Below are 17,224 nucleotides of genomic sequence, written 5' to 3' on the forward strand. Positions count from 1 at the left end.
TGTTGAAGCAAAAAACTATGTGTTTTCATGCTTTTAGGTGATTTCATGTTTTCTATGTTTTGATTTTTATTATCAGTAAGATGCGATGTTTTATGTTCGTATGTTTATGCGATTTTTTCGACTGTAGCAACGAACGGTGTATCAATCGGTGTATCAATCGCATTCACGAATCCAAGTAGGGCGGGCTATGGCGGGCACTAACAAGCTAAGTGATAAAAAGCTCAAGGCACTCCAGGGGGCCAGCCGTAATGCGCCAGAAATGTATGCTGATGGTGAAGGTTTAAGCGTCAGGGCATCAAAACAAGGCCAATTAAGCTGGGTTTTTTCGTACCGGTTGGGTGGAAGGGGTAGCAAACTCGAACGTTTAACGCTTGGCCGTTACCCGGATTTGTCGCTAAAAGCTGCGAGAGAAAAGCGGGAAAAGTGCCGTCAATGGCTGGCTGGTGGACTTGATCCAAAAACAGAGCTTGAACTGAGCACAGAAGAAACGCTTAAACCTGTGACAGTACAGGATGCTCTCGAATACTGGCTGGTTAATTATGCCAGGAGAAAGCGTAGCGATGAAGAACTGGTAAGGGCACAGCTACGCAAGCATATTTACCCGCGCCTTGGTCGTTATCCACTTTCCAGATGTGAAACCCGTCATTGGGTGGCCTGTTTTGATGAAATAAACCAGACTAAGCCAATGACCGCCGGTCGCATGTTTCAGATTTCCAAACAGGCGTTACGTTTCTGCAAAGTTCGCCGTTATGCTGCCAGTGATGCCCTGGTCTTTCTCACCATTCAGGATGTAGGCCAGCCATCCGGCCAACGTGACCGCGTTTTGTCAGATAGCGAACTGGCTGATGTATGGCGCTGCACAGAAAGCGATGACCAGCAGCCGTATTATTCACGTCTACTTAAAATGTTAGTGCTCTTTGGTGCGCGAACGATGGAGGTTCGCCTTTCTCGATGGTCAGAATGGGATTTTACCTCGTGGATTTGGACTGTACCGAAAGAGCACAGCAAAACCCGCGAGAAAATCGTGAGATCGATACCAGAAGCTATACGTCCGTGGCTGGAAGAGTTAAAGCGCGAGACAGGGAAAACGGGTTTGTTACTGGGCGAAGATCGTACCCGTCAGGCTGTTTCATTGAAAGGGCGCAGGCTTTATAAATATTTTCACCATAACGAGCCGTGGACGTTGCATGATTTACGCCGCACGTTCTCCACAGGGCTCAACAATATGGGTATAGCACCACATATAGTCGAGTTGCTGCTGGGCCATGCCTTGCCGGGCGTCATGGCGATTTACAACCGTAGTCTGTACTTGCCTGAGAAGCTGGACGCGCTGAATAAGTGGTATGAACGATTAGAACTTCTTGCGGGTAATCATCAAAATGTGGTTCTGTTACCTGTAATGAATAGAGATTAAACTGATATTGCGGGCCTAGGTCGGCCAACCGAAAAGCGGGAAACCCTACCCGTCTGACTCGCAAATTAATTTAGGGGCGTTGAGGGCAGCGCAATGGCTAACGACATTAAAATTCCTTTTCAATACTGCAATATTGAACGTGCTTCGAGATTGCTTGGTTGTGAGATTAGCGACCTGATTAATTTAGGTGTTACTAAAAAAATATCTTTAAGTCTAAATTTGTTTGATGCTCGCGCTGTTTTATATATGAGAACTGACAGCAAATCTGCATGCGACTGGTTTGATACCAGAAAGGCAAACTCCACCACATCCATGATGGGAAGCAATGTTACTGAATTTTCCAGACTTCATCTCTACAGATGCGATTACAATGAGGAAACGGAAGAAACGATTCACGTGCCTTTATTTGGTCAAGATACAGAAAATGGGTGTTTCAGTTCTATTGGTAAGGCTTATGGGTTGTGGCGTCTTTGGAGCGGATTAGAAGAGCTACAAAATTTTGGAGAGTATGCCCTAAGTGGTTTTGAATTAACCCCGTGCCATCCAGAAACTGATAATCCCGCCGTACAGCTTTTAATGGTTGGCGAAGATAGCGATTATGATGAAGAAGACGATCAAGTATTCAAAAATAAAATCTCTATAAATGATTTGTGGATTACTGCTCAGGATATAAGGCGGCTTCTTGACTGTGGTGGCGATTATTTCACGCTGACAGATGATATTGAATTTGTAGAACCTCATAAGATGAATGGCAATGAAATTGTGCATCATTCTGCTGAAAGACATGCAAGAAATCGAGAGCAAATTTTAATGGCAGCCATGCGCTTCAAAGAAGAGCAGCAAAATGCTTTTAATGAGAGTTGCAGAAAAACAGATGGAACTATTAACTATTCTGCCTGGGCCCGTGAGTTGATCGCCAGACCTGACTGGTTCATCAATGGTGAATTGCCAATAAAAACAGAAACGAAAATAGCAGCAATATTAAACAATGCGCATAAGAGGCCGAGCGAAAGAACATAGTAAGCCTTACTCATATACTCCTATAGCATACTGATATATTTATAAGCATTATCAGTATGCTTCTATGCTTACAACTGTATTCCCATCCAGTGTTAACGGTTGCAAACTAGCCTCCACAAACTTAGAAACAGTGGAGGCAACATGCAAAACACCATTTTTACCCCGCCTAATCCTGAGCAGCGCCGCACCCTTCTGGAGGAGTACGGCTTCAAGTTCGACCGTCGAATCCGTGAAGAAGAATGCAGCGAGATCACCAGTCTTTCCCGTTCCAGCCGCTGGAAGATGGAGCAGCAAGGGCGCTTTCCATCACGCTGCCACTTCGGACGCAATAGCTGTGCATGGCTTCTTTCTGATGTGCTCTGGTGGGTTCGTAATCCGCCTGCCGTGGAGAACGTCAATAACCCGTACAGCCGCAAATCTGCTTAATTAACTACAGGTAATCAGATATGAAAATGATTAATGCCCTCAACGGGCAGGGATTCGCTCACCCTGAAGCCACACAGAAGGAAATTCTCGTTAACGGCCTTCCGTTTGAATTTGTCGGCCAGTGGCAGGAATACCCGACTAAACGCAGCTTTGCCGTTTCAGTATCTACGGAACTACGCCGCCAGTATTACCCGGACGATGCCACTTTTGGTAAGGCGATGCGTGAGGCGGGTTATATTCCCGTGCGCACCCGTAAATTGACCGGGAAGCTGGCAAGTTACTGGCTGTATCGAGTAACGGGTGATGATAAGGGGGTATGCACAGCAGAACCCACGCTCCGCAAGGCTTCCGAGCCAGTTGTCCAGACCATATCTAAGCCTCATCCGTGGTTTAAGCGTGTGGCACTCGATGGTAAATGGCAGTACGTCTACGCAGATCACATCCGCTTTCTGACTAAAAAGCGTCATCGCGTCGATGGTGTTCGGGTTCAGGGGTATACCGCTGGCGGGCTGAAAGTGGAGGCTATTGTATGACAGGCAAAACAAAGGCGGCCATGCCGGGCCGCCAGTGCAATACCGCTTTACAGAAACATCGCCAGATTACCAGGCTTGCCGCTGGTGGTCAAACCTTGAGCCGACGAAATCCGTACGCACAAATTAACCGCATACGTTTAACGTACGGAGATCGAGACAAAGGCGAACAGTATTCGGGTTCATGGCAAAACAACGTTAAACGTGGTTTAGAGGCTCCGACGAAAAACGTAGAGAGCTGCGAAGATAACCAACCCTCTTTAAGAGGGGAGCCTCTGCACAACTCATTAATAGTTGCGCAAAACAGACCCTTTTTAAGAGGGGCAGTCCACAGCATTACGGGGAGTAACCCTGTTCAGCTTTCAGATTCCGATCTGGCTTTCTTGCGCTGCCGGCGTTTGATCTCGCCTTTTACAGCCGTGACAATGAATTGCGCTTTTGTCTCTCCATCTTCGAGGTTGCTTTCTAAGTCCGCTACAACATCGTGTGGAAAGCGTGCATTAAGCTGCTGCGATTTGTTGTTGGTTGAACCCGTTGCCATTCCTGAATCTCCTTGTGCTAGGTGCGATTCAGTATACGCAAAAAAAATAATAGTAAAAGGCTTGAAGTGCGATTCACTTGCATGTAGTTTTAAAAACAAAGGTGCGATTCACCTTGTAAGCGCGAAGCCCGGCAGTGCGTCAACACTAACCGGGCCTCTAACCAAACCGTTAGTTGAGGTAACAGTTATGGCTGAATTACAGCATACCCAAACTCGCCCCAAATATCAGTATCGTTTTCTCGCCCTGAGCGCCATCGGGCGCAACGTCATTCACATCACCGCTACCACTGAGCGCGAAGCCCGTGAGCAATCACCGGCTGGATGCGTGATGGTATTCGCTGGTCGTCTGCCAGTTCGGGAGGGGGCACCATGCGTGAGCCAATCAGCTTAGACCAGGCAGAATACAAATCAGCGCTGGCTGCTTCACTTTTCGAAACCATTTTGGAAAAAGCCTGTGCTGAGTGTTCGGAAACCCTGCTGAACCATATCTCACTGGCATGTGACCTTAATCAGGAAATTCACCGGGCATTAATCGCCGAGCTGGGTATGGGAGAAGCGAAATGAGACAAGTTCCTTTTGAAGTCCTGATGCACGCTGAAAATGCCCTTTCAGAGAGTGAGTGCGCAATGTCTGTGCTGAGCATGTGGATTGACAGCATTCCCGACGGTGAAGAACACCGTGAGGAAGCGTGCCGTGTCGGAGCAATTATGTCTCTGCTGCACAAATCTATCGGCGAGCTGGTGAAGGCGCGGGAGGCTTACAGTGCGAAATCCTGAAATCAACGATAGCTGGAAGGATAAGCGCGGCGAACTGGTCACGGTGAAAGATAACGCATTTAACCGGGTAACGTTTGTGCGTGATGGTTACGATTTTCCGTGCATCTTTCCGCTGGAAAGGTTCGTTAAAGAGTTCACTTTCGTTAGCTGGGGGCTGAAAGATGAAAAACGCGCCTAATGTGAAAACCCTCCCGCGCGACAAAATGGAGGAGGCCATCATCTTTGCTGGAACGGGAGCATGGAAAGCCGCTCAGGACTACCAGAAAGGGAAGGGCGAGCATGGAGACGATGTTCCGCCTGTGGTTCTGGATCACACCCAACTGGCGGAATTGCCCCACCTGCGCATTGTTGATAAAGGCCGTCGGTTTGCCCGTGTCTGTCAGGCCGGACTTATCGAGCAAAACCAAATCAGCATGATTGCAAATAAGCTGTGTGAGGCTGGCGTTACCAATGCTGAGTTTATCAACGAAAAAGGTGAGAAAGAGGACTGGACGCCATTAATGAAGCGTTTGGAAGACGAGCCCCTAATGGTGACTACGAGGGGTAGTGCTACGCCAGCGCTTAACCAGATGGGAGCCAGCCAGCGCGGGGAGGTTCTGCTTGCTCATTACGATGGCAATCTGGCGATCCATGCTGATTCTGACACGGTTCATCATTACAACGGCGTGGTGTGGGTTCCGCTTTCGGATAAAGAGCTACAGCGGGAAATGGCGCAAATTTTTATTGATGCCGAAGTCGCCTATTCGCAGAACGCGATTAAATCCGCTGTCGATACAATGAAGCTGGGCCTCCCGGTAATGGGTAACACAGCCCGTAACCTGATTGGTTTCAGCAACGGGGTTTTTGATACCCGGTTAGGCCAATTTCGACCGCATGATAAAAAGGACTGGCTTATCGTTGCGAGCGAATTGCCATTCAGCGAACCAGCAGAAGGTGAAACTCTGGCAACCCATGCGCCTAACTTCTGGAAATGGCTCCGCCGCTCTGTGGCGGATAATGACCGAAAAGCAGACCGCGTACTGTCTGCGCTGTTTATGGTGCTGGCGAACCGGTACGACTGGCAGCTGTTTCTTGAGGTAACGGGGCCGGGCGGAAGTGGTAAAAGTGTTATGGCTGAGATCTGCACGATGCTGGCGGGCAATGCCAACACCGTATCGGCGAGCATGGCGGCGCTGGAGAACCCAAGGGAAAGGGCGCTGGTAGTGGGCTATTCGCTGATTATCATGCCGGATATGACCCGGTACGCTGGCGACGGCGCAGGGATTAAAGCTATCACTGGCGGGGATAAGGTAGCCATTGACCCTAAACACAAAGCGCCATATTCAACCCGTATACCTGCGGTGGTGCTGGCCGTCAATAACAATGCCATGTCGTTCAGCGACAGAAGCGGGGGGATTTCCAGACGGCGGGTGATTTTCAACTTCTCCGAAGTGGTACCGGAAAACGAACGCGATCCTATGCTGGCCGAGAAGATTGAAGGTGAGCTGGCTGTAATCATTCGCCACCTGCTTACTCGCTTTTCCAGGCAGGACGAAGCCAAACAGCTTTTGCATGAGCAGCAGAAATCAGAAGAGGCGCTGGCCATCAAACGTGAAGGGGATTCACTGGTGGACTTTTGCGGCTACCTGATGGCTTCGGTGGTTTGTGATGGAATGCTGATTGGTAATGCCGAGATCGTGCCATTCAGCCCGCGCCGTTATCTGTATCACGCTTATCTGGCTTACATGCGGGCCAATGGTCTTAGCAAGCCTGTATCGTTAATGCGGTTCGGTACGGATATGCCAGGCGCAATGGCTGAATATGGCAAGGAGTACCAGAAGCGCAAAACTAAACATGGCATAAGATCGAACGTCACCCTGCATGATGATTCAGAAGACTGGATGCCAATGTGTACCGATACAACAAAAGAATAAAGGCGGGGAAAATTAAAAGTAATGGGATAAGTGTTCACCACTGTTCACCATGTATAAAAATCATTAAATAACAATATGTTAATGGGTGAACACTTTTTTATGAAGTGTTCACCAAGTATTCACCTGTTCACCCTGTTTTATCTTTTCCTCAGTTTGAGGTGAAGGGTTGGGTGAACACTAGTGAACACCTGAAAGAATAGTATTCACCCTGTAACTATATGAATTTAATTAATAAATTATCAAAGGTGAACAGGTGAACACTTAAACGTATATTTTTTAATTTTATAGCTCAGGAGAAATAAATGAGTGTGAATAAAATCGAACTGGAAAACCTGAAACGTGACCTGAAGGCAATTATTGATGCAGGGATAAGCCCTTCTCACGCACTTGAAGCATTGAGGCTTATTGAGCAACGCAGGATCACTTCCAGCCTGGAATACCTGGGATCAATCATGGAACACGCACCGTGGAATATTAAAAGCTAATATTTTTGTAAATTATTTGTACTCATGTTTACTCATTCTTACCCCCTTCTTTTGTAGGGGTTTTCTTTATATTTTTCATGTATATCTTGAAGAGTGGCACTCAGACGTGAGCCGCCACGGCCGTCAGGTTTTTTGCCCTTCAGACAGGCTCCTTTACTGACGGCCTCCACTCCAAGCGCTGGTTTCACGTCTCTACGTTAATTGATACGGAAACCACTCCATGAAGAAACTACTCGAATTACGCCAGCAGAAAGCCGCACTCAAAACCCAGATGCGTTCCATGCTGGACAAAGCCGACACCGAAAAGCGCAGCCTGAACGAAGAAGAGGGCAAAAAGTTCGATGAACTCCGCGCCCAGGCTGATGCCCTCGAAGTTGAAATCACCCGTCTTGAAGCCGTCGCCGACGATCAGCGCAATCTGCCTGGTACTTCCGTTGAAGGTGAGCCAGTAAGCAACGACGAGCTGCGCCACTACATCATGACAGGTGATACCCGTTCTCTCTCCACACTGGTGCAGGCTGACGGCGGTTATACCGTTATCCCTGAGCTGGACAAAGAGATTATGCGCCAGTTGCAGGATGATAGCGTGATGCGCTCCATCGCAACGGTGAAGACCACCAAAACCAACGAATACCAGAAGCTGGTATCTGTGGGCGGCACTACCGTTAATCGCGGCACCGAAGGTGAGGCACGTACCGAGACCAGCACGCCGAAGATGGAGCGCGTTGATATCAAACTCAACCCGATCTACGCCTACCCGAAAACCACTCAGGAAATTCTCGACTTCTCCGAGGTGGATATTCTGGGCTGGCTGTCTTCTGAAATCGCCGACACCTTCACCGCTACCGAAGAGAGCGACTTTGTAAACGGCGACGGTGACAAAAAATCCAAAGGCTTCCTGTCTTACCCTCGCGCGGCCACTGCCGACAAAACCCGTCCGTTCGGTACGCTGGAGAAGATGGAAGCGGCTGACGTTTCCTCTGATGGCCTGATCGACCTGCTGTATAAGCTGAAAGCCAAATACCGCAAAAACGCCGTATGGGTGATGAATTCCAACACCGCCGCCAAACTGCAAAAGCTGAAAAACGGCAACGGAGATTACATCTGGCGCGATCGTCTGGTTGCCGGTTCTCCCGATACGCTGCTGGGCCGTCCTGTTCAGTATCTGGAAACCATGCCGGATGCGGATGCGGGTAAAGCGTTCCTTGCGGTTGGCGACTTCAAGCGCGGCTATTTCATCGTGGATCACACCACTGGCGTGCGTACCCGTCCTGACAACATTACCGAGCCGGGTTTCTACAAGGTGCATACCGATAAATACCTGGGCGGCGGCGTGGTGGACTCCAACGCCATCAAGGTGCTTGAGCTTTCCGGCTCCGGTTCCTGATTTGACTTTTAAGGGGCTGCGGCCCCTTTTTGCCCTCTGTGGAGTCCAGTAATGAAAACAACCGATTTTGAAATCCGTACTTCCGAAGTGAGCGCCAGCGACAAAAAGCTGGTGGGCTATGCCGTGCGCTGGAACAGTCTCTCAGAAATTATCTGGGACGAGTTCCGCGAGCAGTTTGCGCCGGGAGCGTTTAAAGACAGCCTGGCATCCGGTAGCGATGTGCGTGCGCTGTATGAGCATAACTATACCCAGCTGCTGGGCCGTACCAAATCCGGCACGCTGGTGCTGTCCGAAGACGATACCGGGCTGCGCTTCGAGCTGACCCCGCCGAATACCCAGCTTGGCAACGATGTGCTGGAGCTGGTGGAGCGCGGGGATATCTCCGGCATGAGCTTTGGCTTCCGGGCGCTGAAAGAGGCGTGGGATATCGGGCAGTCTCCATACCTGCGCACTGTTACCGCTGCCGAACTGCGGGAGATTACCGTTACCTCTATGCCTGCTTATCCTGAGTCTGGCGTGGAAATCGCGCACCGTTCGCTTTTCTCCCAACATCCTGAACTGCGCCGCGCTGGCGATAACCGTCGCCGCTGGGCTGATTTAGCGGGGCTTTGATATGTGGAATATCTGGCCGTTTGGCCGCAAGTCTGAATCCTCTGAGCAACGCAGCATAGGCAGCATGACCATTGATGAGTTTCTGGCGATGGCAGGGATTCCAAATACCGGATCAGGCGAGTACGTGTCTGCGGGTACTGCGGAATCTCTGCCGGCAGTCATGAACGCCGTGTCAGTTATCAGTGAGGCGGTGGCAACAATGCCCTGCTATCTCTACCGCGTGCGCAACGATAACGGGCGAGAAGCGCGGGAATGGCTGAGCAATCATCCGGTAGATTTTCTCCTGAACGAACAGCCTAACGACTGCCAGACGCCTTACCAGTTTAAACGCACGATGATGCGCCACTGTCTGCTGAACGGCAACGCCTATGCGGTGATCCAGTGGGGCAGCGACGGCCAGCCGCAATCCCTGCACCCTTATGCGCCGGGGGCGGTTGTTCCTGAGCGTATCGGCCAGCATAAGTACAAATATACCGTTACCGAGCCGTTTACCGGGGCTGTGCGCACCTACCTGCAGGAAGAGATTCTGCACCTGCGTTACTCCACCGATGATGGCTTTCTGGGGCGCTCCCCGATCTCCATCTGCCGTGAGGCGCTGGGGTTAGGTCTGGCCCAACAGCGCCACGGTGCCAGCATTATGAAAGATGGCATGATGGCGGCGGGAGTCATAACCACAGCTGAGTATCTCGACAGCGTGAAGGGCAAGCAGGCTATGGATGCGCTGGATCGCTACAAAGGCGCTAAAAATGCAGGGAAAGTGCCGATCCTTGAAGGTGGGATGGACTACAAGCAGCTTGGCATGAGTAATCAGGATGCCGAGTGGCTGGCCTCCCGTCGCTTCACCATTGAAGACATTGCCCGCATGTTCAACGTGTCGCCTATCTTCCTGCAGGAATACAGCAACAGCACCTACAGCAACTTCAGCGAAGCGAGCCGCGCCTTTCTCACCATGACGATGCGCCCGTGGCTGGCGAATTTCGAACAACAAATCAAATCTGCGCTGCTGGTGGCCTCTCCTGTTCCGGGAACCCGTTATCAGGTGGAGTTTGACTCCGCTGACCTTCTCCGTGCCACGCCAACCGAACGCTACGCCACTTATGAGCGCGGCATCAAGAACGGGATCATGAACCCGAACGAAGCCCGTGAGCGTGAGGGGATGCCGCCGCGTGAAGGTGGTGACGAGTTCAGCCAGGCATGGAAGCAGGAAATGAAGATCAGTAAGGACGGCAAGGAAGGTGACGCATGAGAGCCGGGGGACTGAGAAACCGGGTAACTATCCGGGTATTCACTACTCACAGAGATCCATCTGGTCAGGTTATTCAGACCTGGGAAGACGGGGAAACTATTTGGGCTGAGGTTAAGGGGATCAGCGGTCGTGAACTGGTAGCGGCTGGTGCTGAGGTTGCCGAAGCAACGATCCGCATCTGGGTGCGCTTCCGCCGCGATATTACCGCCGCCAACCGCCTGAAGGTGCTGACCGGCCCGTTTGCCGGGGCGACGCTCAACATTATCGGGCCGCCCATACCGGACTCAGGTATGACGCGCCTTGAGATTCTCTGCAAACAGGGGACCGAGAAATGACTACTGAAATCACCCTGGCTGAAGCAAAGCTGCATTGTCGTGTAGATGGCACCGAGGAGGATGCGCTGATTCAGGCGTACATCGATGCGGCGCTGGAGGTCTGCCAGAAGCATATCGGCAAGCGGTTTGATAACGGGCTGGAGTTCACCCCGGCTATCAAGATCGGCTGTCTGATGTACGTCTCTCAGCTGTACGAGTACCGCACGATGATTGCCGATGCTGAGGCGAAAGAGGTTCCGCTGGCTATCTCTGCGCTGTGGTCTGTCTATCGTGATGTGGGGGTGTACTGATGCCATGGCAGCCAATGCGCCGGTGCACCGAACCGGGATGTAATAAGCGGGTAAGGTCCGGCAAGTGTGACGAGCACAGGCGGGAAGCGTGGCGGGAGCAGGATGCCAGACGCGGCCATCGTCGCGCCCGTGGTTACTCTGCCTCATGGGAGAAGTACCGCGCTCAGTATCTGAAACGTCACCCCCTTTGTGTTGAGTGCCAGAAGCTGGGCCTCTACGTTCCTGCAAAGATTGTCGATCACATCATCCCTATCAATGGTGGTGGTGATGTTCTGTTCTGGCCTGAGTGGAATCACCAGCCGTTATGCCAGACACATCATAACCAGAAGACCACGCAGCAAGACCCCATTACCAAAGCCAACCGCAAAGCAGGGCTCTACATCGAGCAGGAAGAGCGGGCAGCACAGCGCAATAACTGGATGTATGAGGCAAGCGATGAATGAGAAAGACGTGGTGAATCTGTATCAGTCGCTGGCCCGATGCCGTGATGGCTTTATGCAGACCCGCACCAGACGCAATGAGCGCCAGCCAGTGAAGCGCATGAGCGAACGTGAGTGGGAGGTGATGGAATGCTTCCGCAACCGCTGACAGGCCGCACAGATGGGGTGGGGGAGGTTTTCAGGACAAAACCCCAGCCGCAAGGCACCACCCGCCCCCTCAAATTTTTACGCACAGTGTTTTTTTTGAAAATAAAACAGACAGGTAAACAGTAAGTTATGGCAAGACCACCCAAACCGCCCGCCTATCTTGATGAGATCGCGGCGCAGCAGTGGAAAGCAAAGGCGAAGCAGCTGGCGGAGCGCGGTGATTTGACACCCGCCGACTGGAACAATCTTGAGCTTTTTTGCGTTAACTATTCGATGTACCGCAAAGCAGTGGAAGACCTTGCCAGCCGTGGGTTCAGCATTGTTAACAGCCAGGGGGGAGAGAGCCGAAATCCGGCACTGAGTGCAAAGGCCGATGCTGAAAAAATCATGATTAAAATGTCGTCGCTGCTGGGCTTTGATCCGGTAAGCCGCCGCCGTAACCCGGTAGAAACGGAAGAGGAAGACGAGCTTGACCGTCTGGAATGAGTACGCAAACGCGATAAAAACGGGTGAAATTCCGGCCTGTAAGCGCGTAAAACAGGCCGTGGAAAGGTACTTTTCCGACCTCAATGACCCCCGTTATGAGTTCGATACGGCTACCGTAGAGCGGTTTATTGCCTTCTCCCGGCTCTGTCCACACGTCAAAGGCCCGCTGCGGGGCCAGCCTATCGAGCTGGAGCCCTGGCAGCAGTTCGCCTTTGCTAACCTGCTGGGCTTTAAGGTCAGGGATTCAGGGCGCCGCAAGTACAGCAGCGCCTTTATTGAAGTACCGCGCAAGAATGCCAAATCCACCGTGGCCGCCATGCTGGCTAACTGGTTTCTGGTGATGGAGAAGGGCCAGCAGGATATCTACACGGCGGCGGTGAGTCGTGATCAGGCCCGAATCGTGTTCGACGATGCCCGCCAGATGTGTCTGCTGTCAAAACCGCTGAAAAAGCGCGTCAATATCCAGGCGCATAAGGTCATTTTCCCGAAGAGCAACAGCCTGTTAAAGCCGCTGGCGGCGAAAGCGGCCACCATTGAGGGGACTAACCCCAGTCTAGCGATTGTCGATGAATACCACCTTCACCCGGATAACGGCGTTTATTCCGCGCTTGAGCTGGGTATGGGCGCACGTCCGGAGGCGATTTTGTTCGCCATCACGACAGCCGGGAGTAACGTTGTCTCTGCCTGTAAACAGCATTATGACTACTGCTGCCAGATTCTGGCCGGGGAAGAGAGCAACGATTCGATGTTTGTCCTGATCTACGAGCTGGACGACGAAAGCGAGGTTGAGCAGCCGGAAATGTGGATCAAGGCTAACCCCAACCTGCATGTGTCCGTTGACGCGGCGAAACTGGAATCCACCATCCAGAAAGCTCGGGGCATACCGTCTCAGTGGGTGGAGATGCTGACCAAGCGTTTCAATATCTGGTGTCAGGGTTCCACACCGTGGATGGGTGCTGGGGCATGGGATGCCTGTGCACTCGATTATGCCGAAGAAGATCTGGCCGGGATGGAGTGCTACGCAGGATTTGACCTGTCCTCAACCAGCGATATCACCAGCGTGAGCTACACTTTCCCGTTCGACAGGGAGATTCGACTCCTGACCCGTCATTATCTGCCGGAAGCGCAGCTACTTAACGTCGCCAACAAAAACCGCGCCATCTACCGACAGTGGGTAAAAGCGGGATGGATACGCACCACACCCGGCGACTGCATCGACTATGACCGCATCCGTGACGATATTCTGCGCGACGCTGAAACCTTCAATATCCGGCTGGTGGGTTTCGATACGTGGAACGCCACGCACCTGCGCACCCAGTTACAGGGAGCAGGGCTTGATGTGGAGCCGTTCCCGCAAACCTATCTCAAGTTCAGTCCGGTGGCGAAATCATTTGAGGTGTTCGTTAACCGTAAGGTAGTGCGCCATCGCGGCGATCCTGTTTTGTCCTGGGCGATTGGTAACGTGGTGATGGAGACGGATGCCAACGCCAACATTAAGCCCAACAAGAAGAAATCCTCCAACAAGATAGACCCGGCTGTATCCGCGCTGATGGCGTTCGGAACCTTCCAGGCTGAGCACGAGGATTTTGCGTTTGATATGAGTGAAAGCCACAAACAGCGTCTCGCTAAGTTTGACGGCATCTGAATCGAGGTAATTTATGGCAACGTTGCGAGAGCTGATTATTAAAATTTCGGCAAACTCACAGTCGTTTCAGACGGAGATACAGCGGGCCTCTCGTCTGGGGCAAAACTATTACAAAACGATGCAGGATGGAGGGCGAAAGGCATCATCTGCAACGAGAGAAACACAACAGGCGCTGGCGGCGGTATCTTCACAGCTGAGTGAAACCAAAAGGGCCGCTACGGGGCTGGCTGGGGCTTTTGCGGGGGCGTTTGCCACCGGGCACCTCATTACGCTGGCCGATGAGTGGAATTCCGTTAACGCGAGGCTAAAACAGGCCTCCACTTCGACGGAAGATTTTTCTAATTCTCAGCGTGCCCTGATGGAGATAAGCCAGAAAACAGGCACCGCATTCAGCGATAATGCCGGACTGTTCGCCCGTTCCTCTGCGTCAATGCGTGAGTTCGGCTATTCGTCTGCCGAAGTGCTCAAAGTGACAGAAGCGGTGAGCACCGGCCTTAAGTTATCCGGGGCCAGTACAGCAGAAGCCAGCTCGGTTATCACGCAGCTTAGCCAGGCGCTCGCGCAGGGCGTGCTGCGAGGTGAAGAATTTAACTCAGTGAACGAGAACGGCGACCGCATTATCAGGGCGCTGGCCGCTGGCATGGGCGTTGCCCGAAAAGACCTGAAAGCAATGGCCGATCAGGGCTTGCTCACGATTGATAAGGTCGTCCCTGCGATTACGAGCCAGCTACAGGCCATGCAGGGTGAGTTTGAAGCCATGCCGAAAACGGTATCCGGCTCTTTCCAGAAGGTGGAAAACTCCTTTATGCAGTGGGTTGGCGGCGCTAACGATGCCTATGGTGCCTCCGCCACGCTGGCTGGAGGTCTGGAATCGCTGGCAGACAATATTGATACCGTTGCTACCGCTGCAGGTGTGCTTACCGCCGTGGGCGTATCCCGCTACTTTGGCAACTGGACGCAGCAGCTTAAGACGCAAACTGAGCAGCTTATCGCCGCAAGAACAGAGGAAATTTCCCTGACGGCGGCAAAAATTGAAGGTGCAAACGCTTCTCTGGCGCAGATCACAGCAGATAAGGCCATGCTGGTGACTAACCAGCAGTCTCTGGTTGCTCAGCTTGAGCTTGCAACGACTGAGAAACAGCGAACGGCTATCCGTGGCCTCCTTGCCAAAAACTCTGCCGATCTGGTGAAGGTCAACCGCTCAGAGATAGCGACGGTGAATGCCCTGGCTGCTGCGAATCAGCGCCTCAATGCCATGACCTCTATCACCCGCACTGCATGGGCTGGCGTATCTTCTCTGTTTGGTGGGATTCCCGGCATTCTGATGCTGGGGGCTGGCGCGTGGTACGCCTGGTATCAGAATCAGGAGCAGGCCCGACAGTCTGCCATTCAGTATGCGTCCACGCTCGATGGTGTCGTGGAAAAAGCGAAAGAAATGAGCGAGATTCAGCTGCGTGGCTCGATCTCAGACTCGGGGGCATCTATTGACGCACTGAAAGACAAGCTGGAAGACCTGCGGGATAAACAGGATGAGGCAGCGGCCTCCATTGCTGAATATACCAAACTGGCCCGCCAGCTTGGCGTTGAGCACGATCAGAATAATGGTTATGTGCGCAATGCTGCCAAAGCGCAGAGGGAATATAACCAAATTTCGCGTGATATTGCCGATACCACGGCTCAACTAAATAAGGTCGTTGAGAGCCAGAACAAGCTACAGGATGAGCTTGCGAACAAGGTTTCTGTCTCCGGAGCTGCTTTCAGAAAGATTCAGCAGGATATTCAGAACGCGATCAACGTTAACGATGCGATGGCGGCTTCCATGTCCGTGACCATCCAGTTTATGGATGAGATGCGTAAGAAGTCTGGCGGGGTTACAGGTAACCCTGAAATTAATAATTCGTCCTACGACAAGTTTATTAAACAGCAGGAAGAGAGTATTGCACTGTCCCAGCGTGATGGGGTGGAGAGAGCAAAGCTCAAGGCGCTACAGGATGCCATCCGACAGGGGGCTATTCGCACGGACAACAGCGGTGCCGTTCTGCCGGGACAGGAAAAACAAATCGCCGCCATTCAGTCCAATGCGGCCACTGATTTTAATCTGCTGGAATCACAAAAGAAGCCCCGCGGTAAAACCTCGGAACAAAAAACTGAGGATGTTTATAACCGTCTCATCAAACAGCAAAAAGAGCAGATCGCCCTGCAAGATCAGAGCTCTGAACTGGCCAAGGTTAAATACCAGGTCAGTCAGGGAGAGCTTGCTGCTCTGACGGAAGCCCAGAAAAAGACGGTATTACAGAATGCTGCGCTAATAGACCAGGTTAAATTGCGTGAGCAACTGCGAAATTACGAAGCCAGCCTTGCTGACAGCAATGCCAGCGCCCGCGCAGCTAATGATGCTCAGCTTATTGGTTACGGGCAAGGAACCCGGTTCCGTGAACGAATGCAGGAACAGTTTAATATCCGCAAGGAATTTGAGCAGAAGAACACCGATCTCCTTCGCCAGCGACAAGCCGATCAAATTAATGAGAACGTTTACCAGCAGGAGTTAGCCCTCAATAAGCGTTACCTTGAAGAGCGCCTGCGCGACCAGGAAGGATATTACGCTGCTTCTGATGCTCAGCGGGATGACTGGATGACGGGCTTGTCTGAAGGCTATGCCAACTGGGTGGATGAAGCGACAGATTACTCTTCCATGGCAGCTGACGGGATGAAGCAGGCGATGGGCGGGGCTGTTACCACCATTACTGACATGCTTAACGGTAACGTAGACAGCTGGAAGGACTGGGGGGTCAGTGTTCTCAAAATTGTTGAAAATGTTGCAATCAACATGGCTCTTGCTAACGGCGTCAGTTCAATTGGTTCTCTCTTCAGCTTCGGTGCATCTTCCGCCGCTGCCGCCAGTAGTGGTACCGCTATTCAGAATGCTGGTGCGAACTTCACCTTTAATGCTAAAGGTAATGTTTACGACTCCCCATCCCTGAGCGCCTACAGCAACGGCGTTTTCCAGACGCCTCAGCTTTTTGCATTTGCCAAAGGTGCAGGTGTATTTGCGGAGGCTGGACCTGAAGCCATTATGCCGCTTACCCGTGCTGCTGATGGTTCACTGGGGGTGCGGGCGATGGGTGTCCCTCAGAATGTCGGGGGTAACAATGTTTATGCTCCGGTTACCATAAACAGCCAGGGTACCCAACAACCTGTGGGTAATCAGCAGGCACTGGCGAAAGCATACCAGCAGGCCATAGAAGCAGGTGTTAAAAAAGAAATTGATATCCAGACGCGGCCTGGCGGCTATTTGTGGCGAATGATCAAAGGAGCATGAGGTTGCCCCGCAAGGGGCTTTTTTAATTTAACCACCTGATGCTGTATACTCGCCGCCTTTCAACTGTGCTCATGCTATCGCATCATTTCGGATTTGTGCGATAATCCGTATATCAATCGGTGTATCAATTCACACTGGTTTGCGTAGTCTGGGTTGGGTTTTAACTGATTAAAATCAGTGAGATATATAGATTATGAAACATATTGTTGAAG

21 protein-coding genes are annotated in these 17,224 nt (G+C 51.7%); 20 read left to right on the top strand and 1 reads right to left on the bottom strand.

Annotation, left to right across the window (positions count from 1 at the left end; all coding sequences use genetic code 11):
- Positions 1–187 precede the first annotated feature (187 nt).
- The 4 genes from V6E55_RS23455 to V6E55_RS23470 all read left to right on the top strand — a co-directional run bounded on the left by V6E55_RS23455 (position 188) and on the right by V6E55_RS23470 (position 3,393).
- Entirely contained in the window at positions 188–1,414 is a 1,227-nt protein-coding gene (locus V6E55_RS23455) for a tyrosine-type recombinase/integrase (RefSeq protein WP_063840523.1), read from the top strand.
- A gap of 93 nt (positions 1,415–1,507) precedes the next feature.
- Positions 1,508–2,434, top strand: a complete 927-nt coding sequence (locus V6E55_RS23460; protein ID WP_126489803.1) for a hypothetical protein — start codon at positions 1,508–1,510, stop codon at positions 2,432–2,434.
- A gap of 141 nt (positions 2,435–2,575) precedes the next feature.
- The gene (locus V6E55_RS23465; protein WP_032660569.1) at positions 2,576–2,860 is read left to right on the top strand and encodes a helix-turn-helix transcriptional regulator; all 285 of its coding nucleotides are present in this window, start codon (positions 2,576–2,578) and stop codon (positions 2,858–2,860) included.
- Positions 2,861–2,880: 20 nt separating this feature from the next.
- Positions 2,881–3,393, top strand: a complete 513-nt coding sequence (locus V6E55_RS23470) for a hypothetical protein (RefSeq protein ID WP_045286786.1) — start codon at positions 2,881–2,883, stop codon at positions 3,391–3,393.
- A 352-nt stretch (positions 3,394–3,745) separates the two neighbouring features.
- On the opposite strand, the gene V6E55_RS23475 is transcribed toward V6E55_RS23470, so the two are convergent.
- Positions 3,746–3,931, bottom strand: coding sequence for a YlcI/YnfO family protein (locus V6E55_RS23475; protein ID WP_048982935.1), 186 nt, complete (start codon positions 3,929–3,931; stop codon positions 3,746–3,748).
- Positions 3,932–4,118: 187 nt separating this feature from the next.
- Here V6E55_RS23475 and V6E55_RS23480 point away from each other — a divergent pair, with 187 nt between their 5' ends.
- The 16 genes from V6E55_RS23480 to V6E55_RS23555 all read left to right on the top strand — a co-directional run bounded on the left by V6E55_RS23480 (position 4,119) and on the right by V6E55_RS23555 (position 17,012).
- Positions 4,119–4,322: a host cell division inhibitor Icd-like protein gene (locus V6E55_RS23480; protein WP_224085200.1), complete on the top strand. Its 204-nt coding sequence runs from the start codon at positions 4,119–4,121 to the stop codon at positions 4,320–4,322.
- Positions 4,301–4,495, top strand: a complete 195-nt coding sequence (locus V6E55_RS23485; protein ID WP_048210785.1) for a hypothetical protein — start codon at positions 4,301–4,303, stop codon at positions 4,493–4,495. The genes V6E55_RS23480 and V6E55_RS23485 overlap by 22 nt, the downstream gene beginning before the upstream one ends.
- Positions 4,492–4,707: a hypothetical protein gene (locus tag V6E55_RS23490; protein ID WP_021538180.1), complete on the top strand. Its 216-nt coding sequence runs from the start codon at positions 4,492–4,494 to the stop codon at positions 4,705–4,707. Before V6E55_RS23485 ends, V6E55_RS23490 begins: the two co-directional genes overlap by 4 nt.
- The gene (locus V6E55_RS23495; RefSeq protein WP_021538179.1) at positions 4,694–4,885 is read left to right on the top strand and encodes a DUF4222 domain-containing protein; all 192 of its coding nucleotides are present in this window, start codon (positions 4,694–4,696) and stop codon (positions 4,883–4,885) included. Before V6E55_RS23490 ends, V6E55_RS23495 begins: the two co-directional genes overlap by 14 nt.
- The gene (locus tag V6E55_RS23500; protein ID WP_316944013.1) at positions 4,869–6,620 is read left to right on the top strand and encodes a DNA primase family protein; all 1,752 of its coding nucleotides are present in this window, start codon (positions 4,869–4,871) and stop codon (positions 6,618–6,620) included. Before V6E55_RS23495 ends, V6E55_RS23500 begins: the two co-directional genes overlap by 17 nt.
- 302 nt (positions 6,621–6,922) lie before the next feature.
- Positions 6,923–7,105: a hypothetical protein gene (locus V6E55_RS23505; protein ID WP_032422848.1), complete on the top strand. Its 183-nt coding sequence runs from the start codon at positions 6,923–6,925 to the stop codon at positions 7,103–7,105.
- Positions 7,106–7,325: 220 nt separating this feature from the next.
- Entirely contained in the window at positions 7,326–8,492 is a 1,167-nt protein-coding gene (locus V6E55_RS23510) for a phage major capsid protein (RefSeq protein ID WP_316944014.1), read from the top strand.
- A 51-nt stretch (positions 8,493–8,543) separates the two neighbouring features.
- The gene (locus V6E55_RS23515) at positions 8,544–9,104 is read left to right on the top strand and encodes an HK97 family phage prohead protease (RefSeq protein WP_316944015.1); all 561 of its coding nucleotides are present in this window, start codon (positions 8,544–8,546) and stop codon (positions 9,102–9,104) included.
- A gap of 1 nt (position 9,105) precedes the next feature.
- Positions 9,106–10,350 (top strand): phage portal protein, encoded by a 1,245-nt coding sequence (locus V6E55_RS23520; RefSeq protein WP_316944016.1) that lies wholly within the window; start codon positions 9,106–9,108, stop codon positions 10,348–10,350.
- Complete coding sequence (locus tag V6E55_RS23525) at positions 10,347–10,685, top strand: phage head closure protein (RefSeq protein WP_085075979.1); 339 nt, start codon at positions 10,347–10,349, stop codon at positions 10,683–10,685. Before V6E55_RS23520 ends, V6E55_RS23525 begins: the two co-directional genes overlap by 4 nt.
- Complete coding sequence (locus V6E55_RS23530) at positions 10,682–10,975, top strand: head-tail connector protein (RefSeq protein ID WP_045341406.1); 294 nt, start codon at positions 10,682–10,684, stop codon at positions 10,973–10,975. Before V6E55_RS23525 ends, V6E55_RS23530 begins: the two co-directional genes overlap by 4 nt.
- Positions 10,975–11,418 (top strand): HNH endonuclease signature motif containing protein, encoded by a 444-nt coding sequence (locus V6E55_RS23535; RefSeq protein ID WP_316944017.1) that lies wholly within the window; start codon positions 10,975–10,977, stop codon positions 11,416–11,418. Before V6E55_RS23530 ends, V6E55_RS23535 begins: the two co-directional genes overlap by 1 nt.
- The gene (locus V6E55_RS23540; protein ID WP_316944018.1) at positions 11,411–11,563 is read left to right on the top strand and encodes a hypothetical protein; all 153 of its coding nucleotides are present in this window, start codon (positions 11,411–11,413) and stop codon (positions 11,561–11,563) included. The genes V6E55_RS23535 and V6E55_RS23540 overlap by 8 nt, the downstream gene beginning before the upstream one ends.
- A 128-nt stretch (positions 11,564–11,691) precedes the next feature.
- Positions 11,692–12,048: a phage terminase small subunit P27 family gene (locus tag V6E55_RS23545; RefSeq protein WP_316944019.1), complete on the top strand. Its 357-nt coding sequence runs from the start codon at positions 11,692–11,694 to the stop codon at positions 12,046–12,048.
- Positions 12,032–13,693: a terminase large subunit gene (locus V6E55_RS23550; protein ID WP_316944020.1), complete on the top strand. Its 1,662-nt coding sequence runs from the start codon at positions 12,032–12,034 to the stop codon at positions 13,691–13,693. The genes V6E55_RS23545 and V6E55_RS23550 overlap by 17 nt, the downstream gene beginning before the upstream one ends.
- Positions 13,694–13,706: 13 nt before the next feature.
- Entirely contained in the window at positions 13,707–17,012 is a 3,306-nt protein-coding gene (locus V6E55_RS23555; RefSeq protein WP_316944021.1) for a phage tail tape measure protein, read from the top strand.
- Positions 17,013–17,224: the final 212 nt, after the last annotated feature.

This window comes from Enterobacter sp. 342 (assembly GCF_036663495.1).
In the GTDB taxonomy this organism is placed as follows: Bacteria; Pseudomonadota; Gammaproteobacteria; order Enterobacterales; family Enterobacteriaceae; genus Enterobacter.

Coding starts and splice junctions, on each gene's coding strand:
- V6E55_RS23480 (WP_224085200.1), top strand. CDS start 4,119: ATGGCTGAATTACAGCATACCCAAACTCGCCCCAAATATCAGTATCGT.
- V6E55_RS23520 (WP_316944016.1), top strand. CDS start 9,106: ATGTGGAATATCTGGCCGTTTGGCCGCAAGTCTGAATCCTCTGAGCAA.
- V6E55_RS23470 (WP_045286786.1), top strand. CDS start 2,881: ATGAAAATGATTAATGCCCTCAACGGGCAGGGATTCGCTCACCCTGAA.
- V6E55_RS23540 (WP_316944018.1), top strand. CDS start 11,411: ATGAATGAGAAAGACGTGGTGAATCTGTATCAGTCGCTGGCCCGATGC.
- V6E55_RS23505 (WP_032422848.1), top strand. CDS start 6,923: ATGAGTGTGAATAAAATCGAACTGGAAAACCTGAAACGTGACCTGAAG.
- V6E55_RS23475 (WP_048982935.1), bottom strand. CDS start 3,931: ATGGCAACGGGTTCAACCAACAACAAATCGCAGCAGCTTAATGCACGC.
- V6E55_RS23490 (WP_021538180.1), top strand. CDS start 4,492: ATGAGACAAGTTCCTTTTGAAGTCCTGATGCACGCTGAAAATGCCCTT.
- V6E55_RS23500 (WP_316944013.1), top strand. CDS start 4,869: ATGAAAAACGCGCCTAATGTGAAAACCCTCCCGCGCGACAAAATGGAG.
- V6E55_RS23510 (WP_316944014.1), top strand. CDS start 7,326: ATGAAGAAACTACTCGAATTACGCCAGCAGAAAGCCGCACTCAAAACC.
- V6E55_RS23555 (WP_316944021.1), top strand. CDS start 13,707: ATGGCAACGTTGCGAGAGCTGATTATTAAAATTTCGGCAAACTCACAG.
- V6E55_RS23525 (WP_085075979.1), top strand. CDS start 10,347: ATGAGAGCCGGGGGACTGAGAAACCGGGTAACTATCCGGGTATTCACT.
- V6E55_RS23485 (WP_048210785.1), top strand. CDS start 4,301: ATGCGTGAGCCAATCAGCTTAGACCAGGCAGAATACAAATCAGCGCTG.
- V6E55_RS23535 (WP_316944017.1), top strand. CDS start 10,975: ATGCCATGGCAGCCAATGCGCCGGTGCACCGAACCGGGATGTAATAAG.
- V6E55_RS23455 (WP_063840523.1), top strand. CDS start 188: ATGGCGGGCACTAACAAGCTAAGTGATAAAAAGCTCAAGGCACTCCAG.
- V6E55_RS23465 (WP_032660569.1), top strand. CDS start 2,576: ATGCAAAACACCATTTTTACCCCGCCTAATCCTGAGCAGCGCCGCACC.
- V6E55_RS23545 (WP_316944019.1), top strand. CDS start 11,692: ATGGCAAGACCACCCAAACCGCCCGCCTATCTTGATGAGATCGCGGCG.
- V6E55_RS23530 (WP_045341406.1), top strand. CDS start 10,682: ATGACTACTGAAATCACCCTGGCTGAAGCAAAGCTGCATTGTCGTGTA.
- V6E55_RS23515 (WP_316944015.1), top strand. CDS start 8,544: ATGAAAACAACCGATTTTGAAATCCGTACTTCCGAAGTGAGCGCCAGC.
- V6E55_RS23460 (WP_126489803.1), top strand. CDS start 1,508: ATGGCTAACGACATTAAAATTCCTTTTCAATACTGCAATATTGAACGT.